Origin of the sequence: Prevotella sp. HMSC073D09, from assembly GCF_001814145.1 — a bacterium.
Classification (GTDB): Bacteria; Bacteroidota; Bacteroidia; order Bacteroidales; family Bacteroidaceae; genus Prevotella; species Prevotella conceptionensis.
In genome coordinates this window covers 1-17,337 of record NZ_KV815036.1, presented here as the reverse complement: position 1 = coordinate 17,337, position 17,337 = coordinate 1, and the positions used below count along the sequence as shown (strand labels likewise).

Below are 17,337 nucleotides of genomic sequence, written 5' to 3'. Positions count from 1 at the left end.
GCAAAATGAATTTTTATTTAAAAACACCGCCATTCGTACCTGTTTTTGGGCTATTTGCAGCTAAATGTACTGCGATTTGATGCAAAACACACTGCAATATGGTGCAAAACGCAGTGCGTTTTGGTGCTAAATGCAGTGCGTTTTGGTGCTAAATGCAGTGCGTTTTGGTGCAAAATGCTGTGCTAAATGGTGCAAAATGCGAGGTAAAAAGCATAATAATACATAGTAATGGTATAAAATAAAACCTTTTAGAGCCGTTAAAACATGGCCGAAAAGGGCGAAATAGTCGTTAAAAAGTAAGATTTTAGGGGCTAAAAGCGAGTTATTGGGCTTGAAAAATAATGGGTAGGCAGCCCAAATAGAAAGGCTAAATGGTGCATAATGCAGGTTTTGTTCTGAAAAACAGGTAAAACATGAGGCGTGAAAGACTATAAAAAGTAGCTTTTTAGCTACTTTATGAGCGATATTTACGCTAGAACGAAGTGAAAATTAGAGTGATATTGTAAAATAAAATATAACAATTTAAGATTTTGAGTTGATGAGTTGGTGAGTTGAATAGCACTCGCCTAAACGAAGCTTACTATTAAGCAGAATAACATAACTAGCCCAGTTGGTGGCAGCAATGGCCGACTGCGTAAAGATTTCCTCTATCTGACAGACGTCACTGTGATAGATAGCCGACAGCGTTTGAGAAACCTCTCCTAATTGTGCAAACAGGTTGTTGCGCAATTTTGTTCGACAGATTATCTGTATCTTGAATTTGTGCAACAGGTTGTTGCACTATTTGATTGAGTTCGTTAAACAACAAATAGATACAACTCAAAAAAGACTCTATGGGTTAGAACTGGCTAACTTAGCAGAATGTAACAATCTGTAAGTATCACTACGCCCATGAATCAAGGTAAATACATTTTTAGCCAGTTGAGACTTTCTTCCGAAAGTAAAGTTACAGGCAGCCAACGAAGTGGGTATATTCCTAAATATTGCTGTCCGGTAAAAATAAACAGAAAGTTCTGTATCTCTTTATCCATCGGCATTGCAGCCGTTTAACTCATCCAGGGGCTTGGTTTTCAGTTTCAAACTGTAAGTATTATAAAATGCACTTCTTTTGATAAGAAAAGACCTATAATAACCGATAATTCTAAGAAATAATAAGGTTAAGTCTATTTTAACTAACACAGATATCCCCCAAAAAGTTTTACCGGACAGCAATAAAACTAAAAAACAACTCATAGACTCACCCACACAGGCAAACTATGGCTCTATTAGGAGATCGTCTTTCGTCACCAATTTCAGCGTTGTCTTTTCTCCTTTAATCACGGCACGATACATACCATCCCGCTTAACGCATATCAGCACCAACTGTTTAGCATCCTTGTTTTGGCATCTATCCGCTTCTATCACACAATCAAACCTATTGGCTTGCAGCATCTCGGCAATGCCGCGGTCGTCTTTTGTGCCTAAATAAGACTTCCTTTCATCACCTCCTTCATCTCTATTTGCGAGATTATCAACCAAAAAGTATCGCAATTGGTCATCGTAAACATACACCTTGTGCCAACAATCGTACACTTTGCGAAGCCAATCGCTAACTGTAAGCGAAGCGATACTGTCTGTGGGGACGGATTTTTTCTTGGTCGTGAGGTCGCATACGTAAATATACGCTGTTGCATAGAGCTTCACCTGCGTCGGAATATTGAATATCCTACGCATCTTAAGAATGGTTTTTTCTCCCATTCGCTGAAATTCCCCAGTGTTCCACGTTTGTGCCGAAACACGCGTTGCAAACAAAACAAGCAACAATAAGATTATCCTTTTCATACGCCAATCTATTTCGTTTTATGCGTTAACTCCCTGAAAGAAGCCTTATCAAAGCGGTAATGAAAAACCAATACTATGCCATTGCGCTATTATAGACCAACCAACGCTGTGGATTAGCCCTTAAGGCATGTTCTAAAAATTCCCTGCAAAAGATTCAATCGTTGTTCCTTGTATTGCTCTTCACTGTATTTTTGCTTTTAGCCTGGGATCTTTCGCTTACTCTTTCAGTTGCATAGTTCACTGTGCTCCTTCAAGAAGTAAGCAAAACCTGCTCAGCTAAAAGCTAAAATACAGCAAAGGTAATTTTCAGAACCAGCCTTAAAAAGGCACGCGCGAACCAAACACTCGCTTTACGTTCTGGGTGGTTTGGCGGGCTATTTCGTCGGTGGTGGTGGCGTAGGCACTGGCCATTACCTCCACAACATGGGTGAGATAACTGCTCTCGTTGCGCTTGCCGCGCATGGGAACTGGGGCCATGTAAGGGCCATCGGTTTCGAGAACGATGCGCGAAAGGGGAATGTGGGGCAACACCGAGGGCAGGTTCGACTTCTTAAAAGTAAGTACGCCACCAATGCCCAGCACAAACTTGTCGAACTGCAAGAAGGCATCGGCCTCGCGTTCGTTACCCGTAAAGCAATGGAAAACACCGCCTGGCAGTTCTTTTTCGTACTTTTTGATGATGTGCACCATCTCGTTTTGCCCCTTCCGACAATGTATCATCAAAGGCAAATTGTATTCGGCCGACCAGCGCACTTGCTCTTCGAAGGCTTCAAGTTGTTGTTGTTCAAACTCGCGACTCCAATAAAAATCTAGTCCAACTTCGCCAACGGCAATGAAAGAATGCGGCTCTTCAAACCGCCGTTTCATGCGTTTAAGCACCTCAGCATAGTCGGCCTTCACCTCTTCGGGATGCAAACCCATCATGGCGAAGGCGTAGTTGGGGTAACGTTGAGCCAGCAAGAGGGCGGCATCGCCACTTGGTTCGTCGATGGCCGGAATAAAAACCTTGCTCACTCCTGCCGCTTTGGCACGTGCAATAACCTCGTCAAGGTCGTCGCGATAGTCGTCCACATCTAGGTGGATGTGCGTATCTATAATCTCTGTTGTCATGTTCTCGTTTACATTCTGTTGGTCTTGGACCCAATTACAAAAGCCCCAAAAGCCTTATTCCCCACGACTTATGGGGAGAAAACCGCCAACATACATGCACCGAAAGCAAGCTGTCCCAATCTTTTTGCATTGGGACAGAAACCCGTTCGGTGCCTCGGTTGGTTCTTTTCTCGTTCCTCTAAAAGCGCGTTTTGCCTTTCCACTTCGCTCAAAGCTCCGTGTTGGCGATTTCCAATTCTCGCCATGACAATGTTTGATCAAGCTCGACGTTGTTCATTTGGCTTAACGAAAACGTTCTATAAACTCGGCAAAGCCGCATGGGATAGCGACATCCAATTTACAGAACCAACCCAAACGAGAAACAATTAAGGCATATTTAGCACCAGCCTTAATACAGATGTTCCTCGTTGCGGCGGTAATAATATATCACCCCCAGCTTTCTACACTCGGCGAAACGTACCTCTGGCGGTTCGTGCTCGAAGTGTTTCTCTATTTGGTTCCACAAGTCGAGGATGATGTTGTCTGTTTCAGGGCGTAGCGTGTGCAACATATCTACGGCCTTGTTCGTTCGGGCTTGCAGCGACTTTTGTTGCTTATAGGTCTCCATAAAGATGTCGTAATGCGTGGAAACCATCCCGATGGTGGGGTTGTAGATGGGTCGCCCGCCCTGCTTAATGCGTTCTTTCTCGCCCTCGATAACCCGCTTACCATATTCGGCCAGGCCCTCTTGGGTTTTAAGATTGGGCAGCGATGTGGCGTGTTCGCTAAGTCCGTAAAGTTTCAGAGCCGACTTTTTAATCTCTCCGCGCTCAACACTCATGAAGAGCACTTGCAGAAAATGGCTCACATACATTACGGCATTGCGCTGCACGCGGTCTATCTTGCCCGTCTGTCTGGCTTGCGCCGTAAGCGAGGTTCGATACTGCTGGGCTGCCGTCAGTAGTCGGTCGTAGGCAGGTCTAGCCCTGTTAATCACGCTCCAATCGATAAATCGATTTCTTGCCGCATACACACTTTCGTTTTCGAGCAACATTTTCAGTGCTTTGAGTCGTGCGGCATCTGTCTTAGGTAGTCGTCGGTATGGCATGGTATTGTATTTAGGTGAGAGGTTCTAGTATTTTCTGTTCATCATTTTCGAGGCATAGTTAATGAGGTTTTCTTTTCTTTCGGCCGGCACGTTCACCTCGTCGAGGTAGCGTTTGCCACATTCAAAGTAATGCTCTATTCGCCGTTCGGCCATCTTGTCGATGCCCATAGCGTTGTAAAGCTGGGTGATGGCCGCAATTTTTTCTTGTGCATTGCACTGCTCTTGGCTAACCCAGTGTTGCAGTTCGGCACGTTGTGCGGCATCGGCCTTGTTGAAAGCATTGATAAGCATGTACGTTTTCTTGTTGCTCACGATGTCTCCGCCAATGGCTTTCCCGAAAACTTTGCTGTCGCCGTACACGTCTAGGAAGTCGTCTTGCAGCTGAAAAGCCAAGCCTATTTGCTCGCCAAACTTATATAATAGGTCGGCATCTCGCTGTGGAGCATCGGCCAACAGCGCGCCCATCTTCATGGCACAGGCCAACAGCACGCTTGTTTTTAGGCGTATCATCTCGATATATTCGTCTTCGGTTACATCGTTGCGATGTTCAAAGTCCATATCGTATTGCTGCCCTTCGCCAATTTCGAGTGCCGTCTCGGTAAACAGTTCCATCACGGGTTTCAGCTTATCGGCATCACATTGTGCCACCAGCTGATAAGCCAAAACCAGCATCGAGTCGCCCGATAGTATGGCCGTATTGGCATCCCAACGCTTGTGTACGGTGGGCTTACCACGTCGCAGGGCGGCATTGTCCATCAAGTCGTCGTGCAGGAGCGTGTAGTTATGGTAGGTTTCCAATCCGCAAGCAGGTGCAAGAATGCTTTCGGGGTCGTCCTTAAACAGATTATAGGCCAGCAAAGCAAGCGCAGGCCTAATACGTTTACCCCCAATGGAGAGCACATAACGTATGGGTTCGTAAAGCGATTGCGGCTTACGATTGAAGGGCAAAGCCTCTAAATATGCGTTTATTTTGCTGAGAATTAGATTGTCTGTCAACATGTTGACTAATTTTTAAAGTTTAAATACGATAGGTATGGCAAAGAGCGTGCGGCATGGTTTGCCCTTGTCCAGCCCAGGTTTCCACTTGGGCATGTGGCTGATAACGCGCAAAGCCTCGGCGTCTAAGTCTTCGTTTACGCCGCGAACCACCTTTTGGTCGGTGATGGTTCCGTCTGCATTGACGATAAACGACACCATCACGCTACCTTGAATGCCCTGTTGTTGGGCTGTTGGCGGATAGCGTAGGGTGCGTTGCAGCCACTTCATAAACTCTACAATACCGCCAGGATATTCGGGCATCTGTTGCACAACGCGCGGTTTATCGTCGTTGGCTATTGGTTCGGGCACAGGCTGTTCGATGGCCGTTGTAGGCGTTTCGTTTTGTTGCAAGGTTGCCTCCTCGCCTTCTTTTTCCTCGTCGTTGCGTTCGTTCAGTTTGTCGGGCAATGCCACGGGCGTGTCCACCGCCTTAATTTTCGTGGTGATAGAGGGTGCGGCAGTGGGAATTGCGGCGGCCACCATCTCGTTTTTCTCCACGTCGGGCAGTATTTCCATCTCCTCGAAGAAATCGTCTGGCACCTCGTCGTCGAAGTCAAAGGTACGCGAATTGCTGTTGTACTCCAGCGCCACAAACAGGAACGAGAGTACTACAACAAGCCCAAGCAAATAATTGGTTACGCGCTTGTTCTCCAAATTGGCACTATGTGTCTTCTTTACCTCCACACGATTGAAGTTGTTGCAACAAAGTTAGAGCTTTCACGGCGAATGAAACTCAATTCACCTACAAATATAATGATATAATTGGAAAAAGGTGTAACTTTGTAGATAAAACAGAAAGAAGTTGATGAAAAAAGTTATTTTCGCCCTTATTTTGTTCTTTATGGCGGATAAAATGGCGGCACAAGAGAGCCAAACGGCTTATAATTTCTTGCGGCTGCCTGTTAGTGCGCACGCCGCCGCGCTAGGTGGCGACAACGTTACGCTCATTAACGACGATGCTTGGCTGATGTTCAACAACCCCGCGTTGTTGTCGTCGGTGAGCGATAAGACACTTGCATTGAACTACATGAACTTCATGCGGGGGGTTAATTTGGCAGGCGTGGCTTACAACAAGGTGATAAAAGAGCGCGCCTCGGCTGCCCTTTCGGTTAACTATGTGGACTATGGCAAGATGCGATATACCACTGCCGACAACCAAGACTTGGGCGAATTTGCCGCTAGAGACATCGCCGCAACGGCTTATTTCTCGTACATGCTTACCGATAAGTTGGCCGGCGGCATCGCTGCAAAGGTGCTGTCGTCGAGCATCGGGCACTATACATCGATTGGTGTGGGCGTAGATCTTGGCCTGAACTATTACGATGCCGAACGCGAATTGTCGCTTTCGGTGGTGGCTAAGAACCTGGGCGGACAGCTTAAAGCCTACGAAGACGACTACGAGGCGATGCCGATAGACGTGCAAATGGGCATCAGCAAACGCCTGCAACACACGCCTTTCCGCTTGTCGGCCACGCTGGTAGACCTCAATCACTGGCATTATGCGCTGATGAAACATTTTGTTTTTGGCGTGGATGTAGACCTTTCGCCAAACATTTGGGTGGGCGCAGGATATAGTTTGCGGCGTGCCAACGAGATGAAAGTGGGCGATGCCGAGAACGCCAGCAGTCATGGCGCGGGTTTGTCGCTTGGTGCAGGTTTGCAACTAGAACGGTTTAAGCTGAACTTGGCTTACGGCAAGTACCACGTTTCTAGCTCGTCGGTGGTGCTTAACGTGTCGTTTGCGATGTGAGTTGTGAGTTATTAACTCAAAAACTCATCAACTCACCAACTCGTAAACTAAAAAAGAAACTTACAAACAACAATACACTATGAAGAAAATAACCATCGCCATCGACGGACTTTCGTCGTGCGGAAAGAGCACTATGGCCAAGATGCTGGCCAAAGAAGTGGGATATATCTATGTAGACACGGGTGCAATGTACCGCGCCGTAACGCTTTTTGCCATGCAAAACAGCATGATTGCGCCCGACGGCCATGTTGACCGCGAGGCCCTGAAAGCGAAAATGGACACGCTAAGGGTGGAGTTTAAGCTAAACCCAGAAACAGGAAAGGCCGAAACTTACCTCAACGGCGAGAATGTTGAACGCGAGATTAGGGGCATGGAGGTGTCGGCTCACGTGAGTTCCATTGCGGCAATAGACTTTGTTCGCACGGCTCTTGTGGCTCAACAACAACGCATGGGACAGGATAAGGGTATCGTGATGGATGGTCGCGACATTGGTACGGTGGTGTTTCCCGATGCCGAACTGAAAGTGTTTGTCACGGCTTCGGCCGAGGTTAGGGCGCAACGCCGCTTTGACGAGCTTGTAGGCAAGGGCATGGAGGCCAACTACGACGAAATTCTTCGCAACGTTCAAGAGCGCGATTATAAGGATAGTCACCGAGAAGTGAGTCCGTTGCGCAAGGCCGACGATGCCATTGAGCTAGACAACGGACAGCTAACCATCGCCCAACAGCTGCAATGGCTGATGGATAGGTTTGAAGAAAAGGTGGGAAAGTAGGAAGGAGAGAAGTGGGGAGTAGTAAGGAGAGAAGTACTAAGGAGTAAGGAGGAAGATGGAAAGTAGGAAGGAGAGAAGTAATAAGCATTAAGGAGTAAGGAGAGAAGGAGTAAGCGGTGAAAGGATAAAGGGGCAAGTAATAAGGAGCTAAAATAGAAAAGTGGTGAGGAGCTATTCTTTCTAAAAGCGGGCTGGAATGGCACCTTGGGCAACAAGCGAAAGCTGCTTTTCTCCTTTCCACCCGTTCGTCTTTTCGCCTTAGCCACCTTTCCTCCTCACCAAAGAGGATTAAAAAAAGAATTAATTAATTTAATAAACCTCAAATTTCATCACAATAAAGTTTGCATTTTCAAATATCTTGCCTATCTTTGCAGTGACAAGTTTAGGTCACGAGGATTGCTTATCGTAAGCTAGTCCTCATAAACTAATGATGAATATCCTAATTGTCAGTAAAAATAGATTATAAATTTTGAGTTAATTACTGTTTTTGGAGGAGGTTCTTCGCGATGAAGGGGCTCCTTTTTTCGTGCCCAGTTGTGAAGTGGCAGCAAGTGTGCGGCGGCGTTTGTAATAAACGCATGTCCTCTAAAAGTGCCGCACTTTGGGGGATTTCTCGTTTTCTCAGCTTGCCCTTCACCGCCCTATTGCCTTTAAGCAGCAAACGGCAGCGTGAATACAAAGCCCCTTGTAGTGGCAATAGAAAAGGCTTGTACAGACACGACAAAAGCCTTGTCGCGTGACTACAAGCGGCTTGTAGAACCACTACAAACTACGTTGTACAGCACACGTTGCCAGAAATTTGTTGGCAAACGACTACCAAACCATGAAAGGCAACAACAAAAGCCACTAAAAACAGGCAAAGGCACGACCCGCAACATGTTGCAAGCCGTGCCTTCGACGCTATGTTTTTGGGCTTATGCCCGATGTCAAATCTTATTGTGCGCGCTCGATGTAAGCCACTACATCGCCCTTATTCACCTTGCTACCCTGCTTGGCGTTGATTTCAACTAGCTTGCCACCAAGTGCGGCAGGCACAGTAACAATCTCGCCCCAAGTGGCAACAATGTAGCAGAACACTTCGCCTTCATTGTATTCCTTACCAATGTAAGGCTCTACGGTAGGTGCGCATTCGCCGTCGCCATTAAATTCCCAGAACAGTTGTCCTTTAACGGGAGCAACAAGCGCATCGGCCTTGGCGTGCTTAAAGGCGGCGAGTTCTTCAACAGACAACTTACTACCCATCTTGGCATCCTTAGCCTTTTGCAAGTCGGCCAAGAAGTTCTTCTTTGCTTGTCCGCTCTTATAATTGCGGTATTGTTCGGGGTGCATAGCCAGTTCAAACAGTTCTTCGTCGTCCTGTCCATACTCCCAACCGTTCTCGTCCATCTCCTTCTTAAACTCTTCAAGATTGTTTGGCAGCAGCGTATGTGGGTCGGCATCGGTAAATTCGAACCCTTTTTCCTTGGCCAAAGCAACCAATTCGGGTGCGATTGTTCCAGGAATTTTGCCGCTCTTGCCCAAAATCATACCCCACATGGCATCGTCCATCATCACGAAACGGCCCTTGCCTTGCTCCATTGTGAGGAGGTTCATCAGTGCAATGTTCTTTACATACTGCGAGAATGGCGTTACGAGAGGTGGATAGCCCACACGTGGCCAAACGTATTCCACTTCGTTGAAGAGGTTGATAAGCATGTCGTCGGTAGACAATTCGGGCTCGCCCTTCTTCGCACGAATGCTATTGATGGTGCTATGTATGCCGGCAAGGTCGGCCATCATGCTGCCCATCATACCGCCGGGCAAACCACAACCAAGCAACAGCGAACTCATCAGCTTGTTGGCAGGGTTGATAAAGTAGCCCAACCACTCGTCAATGAACTCTTGTGTCAATGCGCGCGCCTTCATGTAAGCGCTCATATTGATTTCGGGAACATCGAAACCTTCGTTCTTCAACATGCTTTGTACCGAGATAACGTCGGGATGAACCTTACCCCAAGATAGCGGTTCGATAGCCGTGTCGATGATGTCGGCACCATTGTTGCACACCTCCAAGACAGATGCCATCGACAAACCGGGGCCAGTATGGCCGTGATACTCGATGATAATCTCAGGATGTTTGTCCTTAATGGCCTTCGTTAGCTTGCCCAACAAGGCGGGTTGGCCAATGCCGGCCATGTCTTTAAGGCATATTTCCTTTGCTCCGGCCTCGATAAGTTGGTCGGCAATGTTGCTATAATATTCCAGCGTATGTACGGGCGAAGTGGTAATACAGAGCGTTCCCTGCGGTGTCATGCCTGCCTCGGCCGCCCATTTGATGCTGGGGATGATGTTACGAACGTCGTTCAAGCCGTCGAAAATACGTGGAATGTCAACCCCTTGGGCGTGTTTCACCTTATACATCAGCGCACGAACATCATCGGGCACGGGGTACATTCGCAAAGCGTTCAGTCCACGGTCTAGCATGTGGGTCTTTATTCCCACCTCATTAAAAGGCTTACAGAATGCTCGCACACCTTCGTTGGGGTTTTCGCCAGCCAGCAGGTTCACCTGCTCAAAGGCGCCGCCGTTGGTTTCCACACGCGAGAAACATCCCATCTCAATAATCACCGGAGCAATGCGCTCCAATTGGTCTTTACGTGGCTGAAACTTTCCAGAGCTCTGCCACATGTCTCGATAAACAAGACTGAATTGTATTTTCTTTTTCATAAGTTGCTTATACAAATTACTATAAGTGGATAATATAGCGATGCAAAATTAGATAAAAAAAATCAAATACGGCCCATTGCTTTGAAGTTTTTGCAGATAGTTAGCATTGCTTGGCGAGCAAAGGGGGCGGCAAGCATGCCACCAAATGCCATGCGCTGCACCGCAAATAACACCCGCCCTACCCCATAAAAGCAGCGCGAACAAGTGTTAAAAAGGGATAAGAGCAAGAGGGTTCACCATTTATTCGTTAATTTTGTAGCCTAGAATGCGAAGAAAATCGTTAATTGCCTTGTTGCTGTTTGCCGTCATATTTGTGACGGCGGGGGTTTATACACCCTACGCACAGCGAAAAAAAACGCCTAAGACGGCTGCCGAGAGGCAGGCCGACTCCATCAGGCGCGACTCGTTGGAACGTGTGGCCAACGACACGACACGCATGGATTCGCTGCAACGAGCCATCTATCGACACAACAAACAGGTGGACGACTCCATCCGCCGCGACTCGATTAACCGACAAAAGAAAAACGGAATAGACGCTCCCGTGGTTTATTCGGGCAAAGACTCGTTGGTTTACAACGCCAATTCGAAAATGGCTTACCTCTATGGTTCGGCCAAAGTGAAGTACGAAAACATGGACTTGGCCAGCGAACGCATACGCATCAGCACAGACAGCAGCGTGGTACACGCCACTGGCGCGCCCGACAGCACAGAAAAAGGCGGCATTAAAGGCAAGCCCGTTTTCAACATGGGGTCCGACAAGTACAACAGCGACACCATGGCCTTTAACTTCAAATCGAAAAAAGGACTTATCAAGGAAGTGCACACCCAGCAACAAGAAGGATTTCTTTTCGGAGAAAAGGCCAAACGCGATGCCAATGGCGACATCTATCTTCAACACGGACGATACACCACTTGCGATAAGGATTGTCCCGATTTCTACATTGCCCTTTCGCGTGCCAAGGTGCGTCCGGGTAAGGATGTCGTGTTCGGACCCGCCTATTTGGTGGTGGCCGACGTGCCATTACCGTTGGCCATTCCCTACGGTTTCTTCCCCTTTACCAAGAAATACAGCAGCGGATTTATCATGCCCACATACGGCGACGAGAGCGAACGCGGCTTTTACCTGCGCGACATAGGCTATTATTTCGCCCTCGGCGATAAGTGGGACTTGAAACTTTTGGGCGAAATATACACCAAAGGTTCGTGGGGAATATCGGCTGCAACAAACTATCGCAAGCGTTATCGCTACAACGGCAGCTTCTATTTTAGCTACCAAAACACAAAGACGGGCGATAAGGGACTGCCCGATTACTCGTCGCAAACCAGCTTTAAGCTGCAATGGAGCCACCGACAAGACCCCAAGGCCAATCCTTTCAGCAACCTTTCGGGAAGTGTTAACTTTGCCTCCACCAGCTACGAGCGCAACAACATGAACAGCCTTTACAATCCCCAAGCGCTTACACAAAGCACACGAACATCATCCGTTAGTTGGAGTACGGGCTTTTCGAGCATCGGACTAACGCTCAGCGCAACGGGAAACCTATCGCAAAACATGCGCGACTCGAGCATCGCACTTACCCTACCCGACCTCAACATCTCCATTGCGCGCTTTAATCCCTTTAAACGCAAGCACGCCGTGGGTAAGGAACGGTGGTACGAAAAGATTTCGATGAGCTACACGGGCCAACTAAGCAACTCGATAAACACGAAAGAAGACCGCCTGTTACGCTCGAATTTGGTAAAGGATTGGCGCAACGGAATGATGCACAGCGTGCCCATCAGCGGGTCGTTTACGCTGTTCAACTACCTCAGCCTCAACCCATCGTTGTCGTTTACCGACCGTATGTACACCAATAAGATTAACCGTTCGTGGGACATCGCCCAACAAAAAGAACTCCGCGACACCACTTACGGTTTCCACAACGTGTACGATTGGCGCATGAGCGTATCGGCCAACACCAAGCTTTACGGTTTTTGGACACCCAGTCGCAAGCTGTTTGGCGATAAGATTGTGGCCATTCGCCACGTCTTCACGCCGCAAGTGAGTTTCAGTTACGCCCCCGACTTCGGCTCGGCGCGTTACGGATACTACGCCACTTACCAAAAAACAGACGCGGCGGGTAACGTTTCGCTTGTTGAATACTCGCCTTTCGAGGGTTCGCTCTTTGGCGTACCAGGCCGAGGAAAAACAGGTAGCGTGTCGTTCGACGTCGGAAACAACATCGAAATGAAAATAAGGTCCGACAAAGATTCAACCGGATTTAAGAAGATTTCACTCATCGATGAGCTGGGTGCATCCATGTCGTACAACATGGCGGCCGAAAGCAGACCGTGGAGCGACCTTAGTATGCGCCTTAGATTAAAGTGGTGGAAGAACTACACGTTCAGCATGAACGCCGTATTTGCCACCTATGCCTACGAATTAGACAAAGACGGAAACCCATACGTGGGCACGCATACCGAGTGGGGGCGCGGTAGGTTTGGCCGTTTCCAAGGCATGTCGCAAAACGTTTCGTTTACACTTACGCCCGAAAAACTGGCTAAGCTGTTCGGCAAAAAGGCGAAAGACGACGATAAGAAACCAAACAAAAGCGACGAAGGCATTGATACGAACATAGAAAGCAACATCGACGACGACATGGTTGAAGGACAACGCGGTGCCGCTAATCCTAACGACGGCGGAAAGACCGAGACCGACGAAGACGGATACATGAAATTCTCCATGCCGTGGTCGCTAACCTTTGGTTATGGAGTAACGATGAGCGAGAACACAGACCGCTCCAAGTTCAACTACAAAACCATGCGCTACCCCTATAAGTTTACGCAAACACTCAACATGAGCGGCAACATACGCCTGAGCGAAGGTTGGAACATCAGTTTCTCGTCGGGTTACGACTTCGAAAACAAGAAAATATCCATGACCACGGCCTCGCTACAACGCGACCTTCACTGTTTCAGCATGAGCTGTTCGGTGGTTTTGGCCCCATACACCAGCTACAACTTCACCTTCCGTTGTAATGCCTCCACGCTTACCGATGCCCTTAAATACGACAAGCGCAGTGGCTATGGCAACGCCGTGCAATGGTATTAAGCAAGTGTAACAACTTCAACTAAACATATAATAATGAGGAAAACAACGCGCGCCATACACCAAGCCTACAAACGCCGCGATGCTTACGATGCCCTGAGCATGCCCGTTTACAACACCGTGGCCTACGAGTTTGACAATGCCCAAACCATGTCCGACGTGTTTTGCGGTCGCATTGCGGCACCCGATTACTCGCGTGTAGGCAACCCGACGGTTGAAAACTTCGAACGCCGAGTAAAGGGCATCACCGGCGCAACAGACGTTGTGGCCTTCAATTCGGGCATGGCAGCCATCAGTGCCGTGTTTATTGCACTGGCCGAACAAGGAAAAAACATCGTCAGTTCGCGCCACATGTTCGGCAACACCTACTCGTTGCTCACCTCCACACTCAAACGTTTCGGCGTAGAAGCGCGCCTGTGCGACCTTACCAAGCCTGCCGAAGTGGAACCTTTACTCGACGACAACACCTGCTGCGTGTACTTAGAAATAATGTCTAACCCACAATTAGAGGTGGTAGACCTGCCGGTTTTGGCGGCATTAGCCCACGCACGGGGCATCCCTGTGGTGGCCGACACCACGCTTATTCCCTTTACCGAGTTCTCGGCAAAGGCTCTCGGTGTGGATGCCGAAGTGGTTTCCAGCACCAAATACATCAGTGGCGGAGCAACATCCTTGGGCGGATTGGTTATTGATTACGGCACATGCGAACGTTTGGGCCATGCCCTACGTGGCGAATTGCTCTTCAACTTCGGTGCCTACATGACTCCCCAAGCGGCCTATCTGCAAACTGTCGGCCTAGAAGTTCTCGATGCACGCTATCGCATTCAGGCCGCCAACGCCCTACAACTGGCCATCCGCATGCAGGCCCTGCCGCAGATTAAACGCGTTAACTACGTAGGACTGCCCGACAATCCCTACCACCACTTGGCCAAAAAGCAGTTTGGCAACACCGCCGGCGCCATGATAACCATCGACTTGGAGAGCAAGGAGGCATGTTTCGACATGATAAACAAGCTTAAACTCATCCACCGCGCCACCAATCTTTTCGACAATCGCACACTGGCCATCCATCCTGCCAGCACCATTTACGGCTCGTTCTCGGACAAAGAACGCCAAGAGATGGACGTGTTGGACACGACTATCCGACTGAGCATTGGATTGGAAGACGTGGACGACCTGTTGGAAGACATCAAACAAGCGTTAGGCTAACTCTTCGGCAAAAGAGCTACCCGCAAACATCATTATTAATCCATAACGACAAAAACGAGGCATATCACTCCCCTCCACCCTTAAAGAGAGGGAGGTGTGAGGCCGACAATTATCATGCACAACTACAACTTCGACCAAATAATCGACCGCAAAGGCAGCGGCGACATCAAGCACGACGCCCTAAAACCACGTTGGGGGCGCGACGACCTTTTGCCCCTTTGGGTGGCCGATATGGACTTTGCCACGCCGCCTTTCATCGTTGATGCCTTACGTAAGCGATTGGAACACCCCATCTTTGGCTACACAACAACGCCCAACGAGCTATGGCAGAGCATCATTGGCTGGCAGCAACGCCAACACCAATGGCAGGTACAACGCGAGTGGCTAACCTACATCCCAGGCATCGTTAAGGGCATCGGTTTTGTAATAAACGTGTTTACACGCCCTGGCGAAAAGGTGATTATACAGCCGCCCGTGTACCATCCGTTCCGCCTTACGCCAATAGCCAACGGGCGCGAAGTGGTGTTCAACCCACTGAAACGCAATGCCGAAGGCTATTACGAAATGGACTTTGACAACCTCGAGGCCGTTTGCGACGAGCAATGCAAGGTATTTGTGCTGTGCAACCCACACAATCCGGCAGGGCAAACATGGTCTAAGGAAACGCTGCAACGCTTGGCCGACTTCTGTTACGAGCGCAACATCCTTGTGATTAGCGATGAGATACACGCCGACATGGCCTTGTTTGGCAATCGCCATACGCCCTTCGCCACCGTGAGCCAGCGTGCGGCAGACATCTCCATCACCTTTGGCGCACCCTCTAAAACGTTCAACATAGCAGGCATTGTCAGTTCGTTTGCCATCGTTCCCAATGCCGAATTGCGCACCAAATTTTTCCGTTGGCTCTCGGCAAACGAACTGAACGAACCCACCATCTTTGCGCCCATTGCCACCATTGCGGCCTTTACGCAAGGCGACGAGTGGCGCAAGCAAATGCTGAAATATATTGAGGGCAATGTGCTTTTCGTAGAAGAGTTTTGCAAAAAGCATATCCCAGGTGTTAAACCACTGCGCCCGCAGGCTAGTTTCTTGGTGTGGCTCGACTTTACCGAACTGAAACTAGACCACGCCCAGTTGCTAGACCTATGCGTAGACAAAGCCCATTTGGCCATGAACGACGGCGAAATGTTTGGCCCAGGTGGCGAGTCGCACATGCGATTGAATGTAGGAACACCTCGCGCCATACTTCAACAGGCCCTTGAACAATTGGCCAAAGCCGTGAAAAGCATGTAGAAAACCATCCCCAAAAGGTACATATACAAAAGTGGAGGGCTGCGTTGGCAACCCTCCACTTTTTGTTATCCCCCTCTTAACACGTCACCCTTTGCGCATCAGGTGCTTACGCTCTTCGGGCGAAAACTTCTCGATGGCATAGCGCAACATGGTTCGGGGCATCTCCAAGCGATGGCTTTCCACAAACAGGCGAAGTCTTTCCACATCGCGTTTGCCTGCCTCGCGCAACATCCAGCCAATGGCTTTGTGCATCAGGTCGTGCTTATGCCCCATCATTTTCTCGGCCAAGGCGTAAGTATCGTCTAGTTGTCCTTGCCTGATAAAGGCGTAAGTAGACACCATCGCGATGCGGTTATCCCATAACAAGGGGCTTTCGGCTAGGCGATAAAGCAAGTCGCGCGGCTTGTCTAGCAAGTAAGTGCCGATGGTTTCCCACGCGGCAAGGTCCACGAGGTCCCAATTATTGATGTATTGGGTGTTGCTTAAATAAAAATCTACAAGCTTTGTGCGCGTCGGTTCGTCGCCTTTGTTGAACTGAATCGTAAGAATGAACAAGGCGCAAAGGCGCACTTCGTGCCACTCGGACTGAATGAGTTGTTGCAAATCGGCCATATCCACACTGGCATGCGCCTTAGCCACACGGCGCGTTTCGGGTACGGTAACGCCCAAAAAGCGGTCGTTCTCGCCGTATTGTCCCTTGCCCGTCTTGAAGAAATAGCTTAAATGCGCCGCCTTCTCTGCACTTCCTTGGGCTTTCAATTCGTTGGTAATGGTGTCTGTTATGCTCATCGTGTACGCGTTTTTAGTTCGCTATCTGGTTGAAAACATACCACAAAGTTTATGGCGTAGTCTTTACTTTTAATCTTTCTATCAATTGAGAGGAGTTTATTGTACTTGTGATGCAATACCAAGATAAGCACTCCTCCCATATACGAAGTATTAGACAAAGATACGATAAATTCTGAAATTCTACTGCATTTGTCTGTGGCAAAACGTGGTGATGCCTCGAAAAGGTGACCTGGCGGGAGAACTTTCAATACATGCTTTGCAAGTTGAAAGTATCTTTCCAGTGGCATATAATGAGGAAAAAGTAAAGAGCACTTCATTATGTTTCTTATGTTCTTGTGTCAACATGGGCGTGTTTATGTCGAAACACGAAAGATGAACGTTTTCGTTAAGCCAAATGAACAATGTCGAGCTTGCTCGAACATTGTCATGGCGAGAAAACGCACTTTTAGGGGAACAAGAAAAGAACAATTTCCCAAAAGAATTATCTTTTACTATAAAGCATTATGTAAGGCAACATAGGCTTTTATTCTAAACAATCGTGCCATTCCCCAAACCAACTACTTTCGATTACAAACCCAATTGGCCGTTAACTGCCAGCTTTTAGTCTTTTTCCTAGTGGCCGTTTTCTTCGTTAAATACGATAATTAGGGTAATTCAGTTAATTCCCTCTTAGG

At 48.3% G+C, this 17,337-nt stretch carries 12 protein-coding genes and 1 pseudogene; 5 read left to right on the top strand and 8 right to left on the bottom strand.

The genetic code is table 11. The features are described from left to right. Window positions 1-555: 555 nt before the first annotated feature. The 6 genes and pseudogenes from HMPREF2955_RS16760 to HMPREF2955_RS01615 form a co-directional block, all read right to left on the bottom strand. Window positions 556-805 (bottom strand): annotated as a pseudogene (locus HMPREF2955_RS16760) (hypothetical protein); the annotation flags it as partial. Window positions 806-1,254: 449 nt separating this feature from the next. Continuing rightward, on the bottom strand, window positions 1,255-1,821 hold the full coding sequence (locus tag HMPREF2955_RS01635; protein ID WP_070720271.1) for a hypothetical protein: 567 nt from the start codon (window positions 1,819-1,821) through the stop codon (window positions 1,255-1,257). 318 nt (window positions 1,822-2,139) lie between these two features. Continuing rightward, on the bottom strand, window positions 2,140-2,931 hold the full coding sequence (locus tag HMPREF2955_RS01630; protein WP_070720269.1) for a TatD family hydrolase: 792 nt from the start codon (window positions 2,929-2,931) through the stop codon (window positions 2,140-2,142). 388 nt (window positions 2,932-3,319) lie between these two features. Beyond that, window positions 3,320-4,018, bottom strand: coding sequence for a hypothetical protein (locus tag HMPREF2955_RS01625; RefSeq protein ID WP_070720268.1), 699 nt, complete (start codon window positions 4,016-4,018; stop codon window positions 3,320-3,322). Window positions 4,019-4,042: 24 nt separating this feature from the next. Next, window positions 4,043-5,017, bottom strand: coding sequence for a polyprenyl synthetase family protein (locus HMPREF2955_RS01620; RefSeq protein ID WP_070720266.1), 975 nt, complete (start codon window positions 5,015-5,017; stop codon window positions 4,043-4,045). 12 nt (window positions 5,018-5,029) lie between these two features. Beyond that, window positions 5,030-5,740 (bottom strand): energy transducer TonB, encoded by a 711-nt coding sequence (locus tag HMPREF2955_RS01615; RefSeq protein ID WP_070720265.1) that lies wholly within the window; start codon window positions 5,738-5,740, stop codon window positions 5,030-5,032. A gap of 121 nt (window positions 5,741-5,861) precedes the next feature. On the opposite strand from HMPREF2955_RS01615, the gene porQ reads away from it, so the two are divergent. Beyond that, window positions 5,862-6,806: a type IX secretion system protein PorQ gene (gene porQ, locus HMPREF2955_RS01610; RefSeq protein WP_070720263.1), complete on the top strand. Its 945-nt coding sequence runs from the start codon at window positions 5,862-5,864 to the stop codon at window positions 6,804-6,806. A gap of 79 nt (window positions 6,807-6,885) precedes the next feature. Further along, entirely contained in the window at window positions 6,886-7,578 is a 693-nt protein-coding gene (gene cmk, locus HMPREF2955_RS01605; RefSeq protein ID WP_070720262.1) for a (d)CMP kinase, read from the top strand. Between the two features lie 933 nt (window positions 7,579-8,511). Here the strand turns inward: cmk and HMPREF2955_RS01600 are convergent. Then, window positions 8,512-10,284: an oxaloacetate decarboxylase gene (locus HMPREF2955_RS01600; RefSeq protein WP_070720300.1), complete on the bottom strand. Its 1,773-nt coding sequence runs from the start codon at window positions 10,282-10,284 to the stop codon at window positions 8,512-8,514. 265 nt (window positions 10,285-10,549) lie between these two features. Here HMPREF2955_RS01600 and HMPREF2955_RS01595 point away from each other — a divergent pair, with 265 nt between their 5' ends. The 3 genes from HMPREF2955_RS01595 (at window position 10,550) to HMPREF2955_RS01585 (ending at window position 15,874) form a co-directional block, all read left to right on the top strand. Continuing rightward, on the top strand, window positions 10,550-13,375 hold the full coding sequence (locus HMPREF2955_RS01595) for a putative LPS assembly protein LptD (protein WP_070720260.1): 2,826 nt from the start codon (window positions 10,550-10,552) through the stop codon (window positions 13,373-13,375). Window positions 13,376-13,408: 33 nt separating this feature from the next. Beyond that, window positions 13,409-14,581, top strand: coding sequence for a trans-sulfuration enzyme family protein (locus HMPREF2955_RS01590; protein ID WP_019186814.1), 1,173 nt, complete (start codon window positions 13,409-13,411; stop codon window positions 14,579-14,581). A gap of 114 nt (window positions 14,582-14,695) precedes the next feature. Further along, window positions 14,696-15,874 carry a MalY/PatB family protein gene (locus HMPREF2955_RS01585; protein WP_210401258.1) on the top strand — a complete coding sequence of 393 codons (1,179 nt, stop codon included), beginning with the start codon at window positions 14,696-14,698 and terminating at the stop codon, window positions 15,872-15,874. 84 nt (window positions 15,875-15,958) lie between these two features. On the opposite strand, the gene HMPREF2955_RS01580 is transcribed toward HMPREF2955_RS01585, so the two are convergent. Beyond that, window positions 15,959-16,663, bottom strand: coding sequence for a DNA alkylation repair protein (locus HMPREF2955_RS01580; protein WP_070720258.1), 705 nt, complete (start codon window positions 16,661-16,663; stop codon window positions 15,959-15,961). Between the last annotated feature and the right edge of the window lie 674 nt (window positions 16,664-17,337).

Coding starts and splice junctions, on each gene's coding strand:
- HMPREF2955_RS01635 (WP_070720271.1), bottom strand. CDS start 1,821: ATGAAAAGGATAATCTTATTGTTGCTTGTTTTGTTTGCAACGCGTGTT.
- HMPREF2955_RS01630 (WP_070720269.1), bottom strand. CDS start 2,931: ATGACAACAGAGATTATAGATACGCACATCCACCTAGATGTGGACGAC.
- HMPREF2955_RS01625 (WP_070720268.1), bottom strand. CDS start 4,018: ATGCCATACCGACGACTACCTAAGACAGATGCCGCACGACTCAAAGCA.
- HMPREF2955_RS01620 (WP_070720266.1), bottom strand. CDS start 5,017: ATGTTGACAGACAATCTAATTCTCAGCAAAATAAACGCATATTTAGAG.
- porQ (WP_070720263.1), top strand. CDS start 5,862: ATGAAAAAAGTTATTTTCGCCCTTATTTTGTTCTTTATGGCGGATAAA.
- cmk (WP_070720262.1), top strand. CDS start 6,886: ATGAAGAAAATAACCATCGCCATCGACGGACTTTCGTCGTGCGGAAAG.
- HMPREF2955_RS01600 (WP_070720300.1), bottom strand. CDS start 10,284: ATGAAAAAGAAAATACAATTCAGTCTTGTTTATCGAGACATGTGGCAG.
- HMPREF2955_RS01595 (WP_070720260.1), top strand. CDS start 10,550: ATGCGAAGAAAATCGTTAATTGCCTTGTTGCTGTTTGCCGTCATATTT.
- HMPREF2955_RS01590 (WP_019186814.1), top strand. CDS start 13,409: ATGAGGAAAACAACGCGCGCCATACACCAAGCCTACAAACGCCGCGAT.
- HMPREF2955_RS01585 (WP_210401258.1), top strand. CDS start 14,696: ATGCACAACTACAACTTCGACCAAATAATCGACCGCAAAGGCAGCGGC.
- HMPREF2955_RS01580 (WP_070720258.1), bottom strand. CDS start 16,663: ATGAGCATAACAGACACCATTACCAACGAATTGAAAGCCCAAGGAAGT.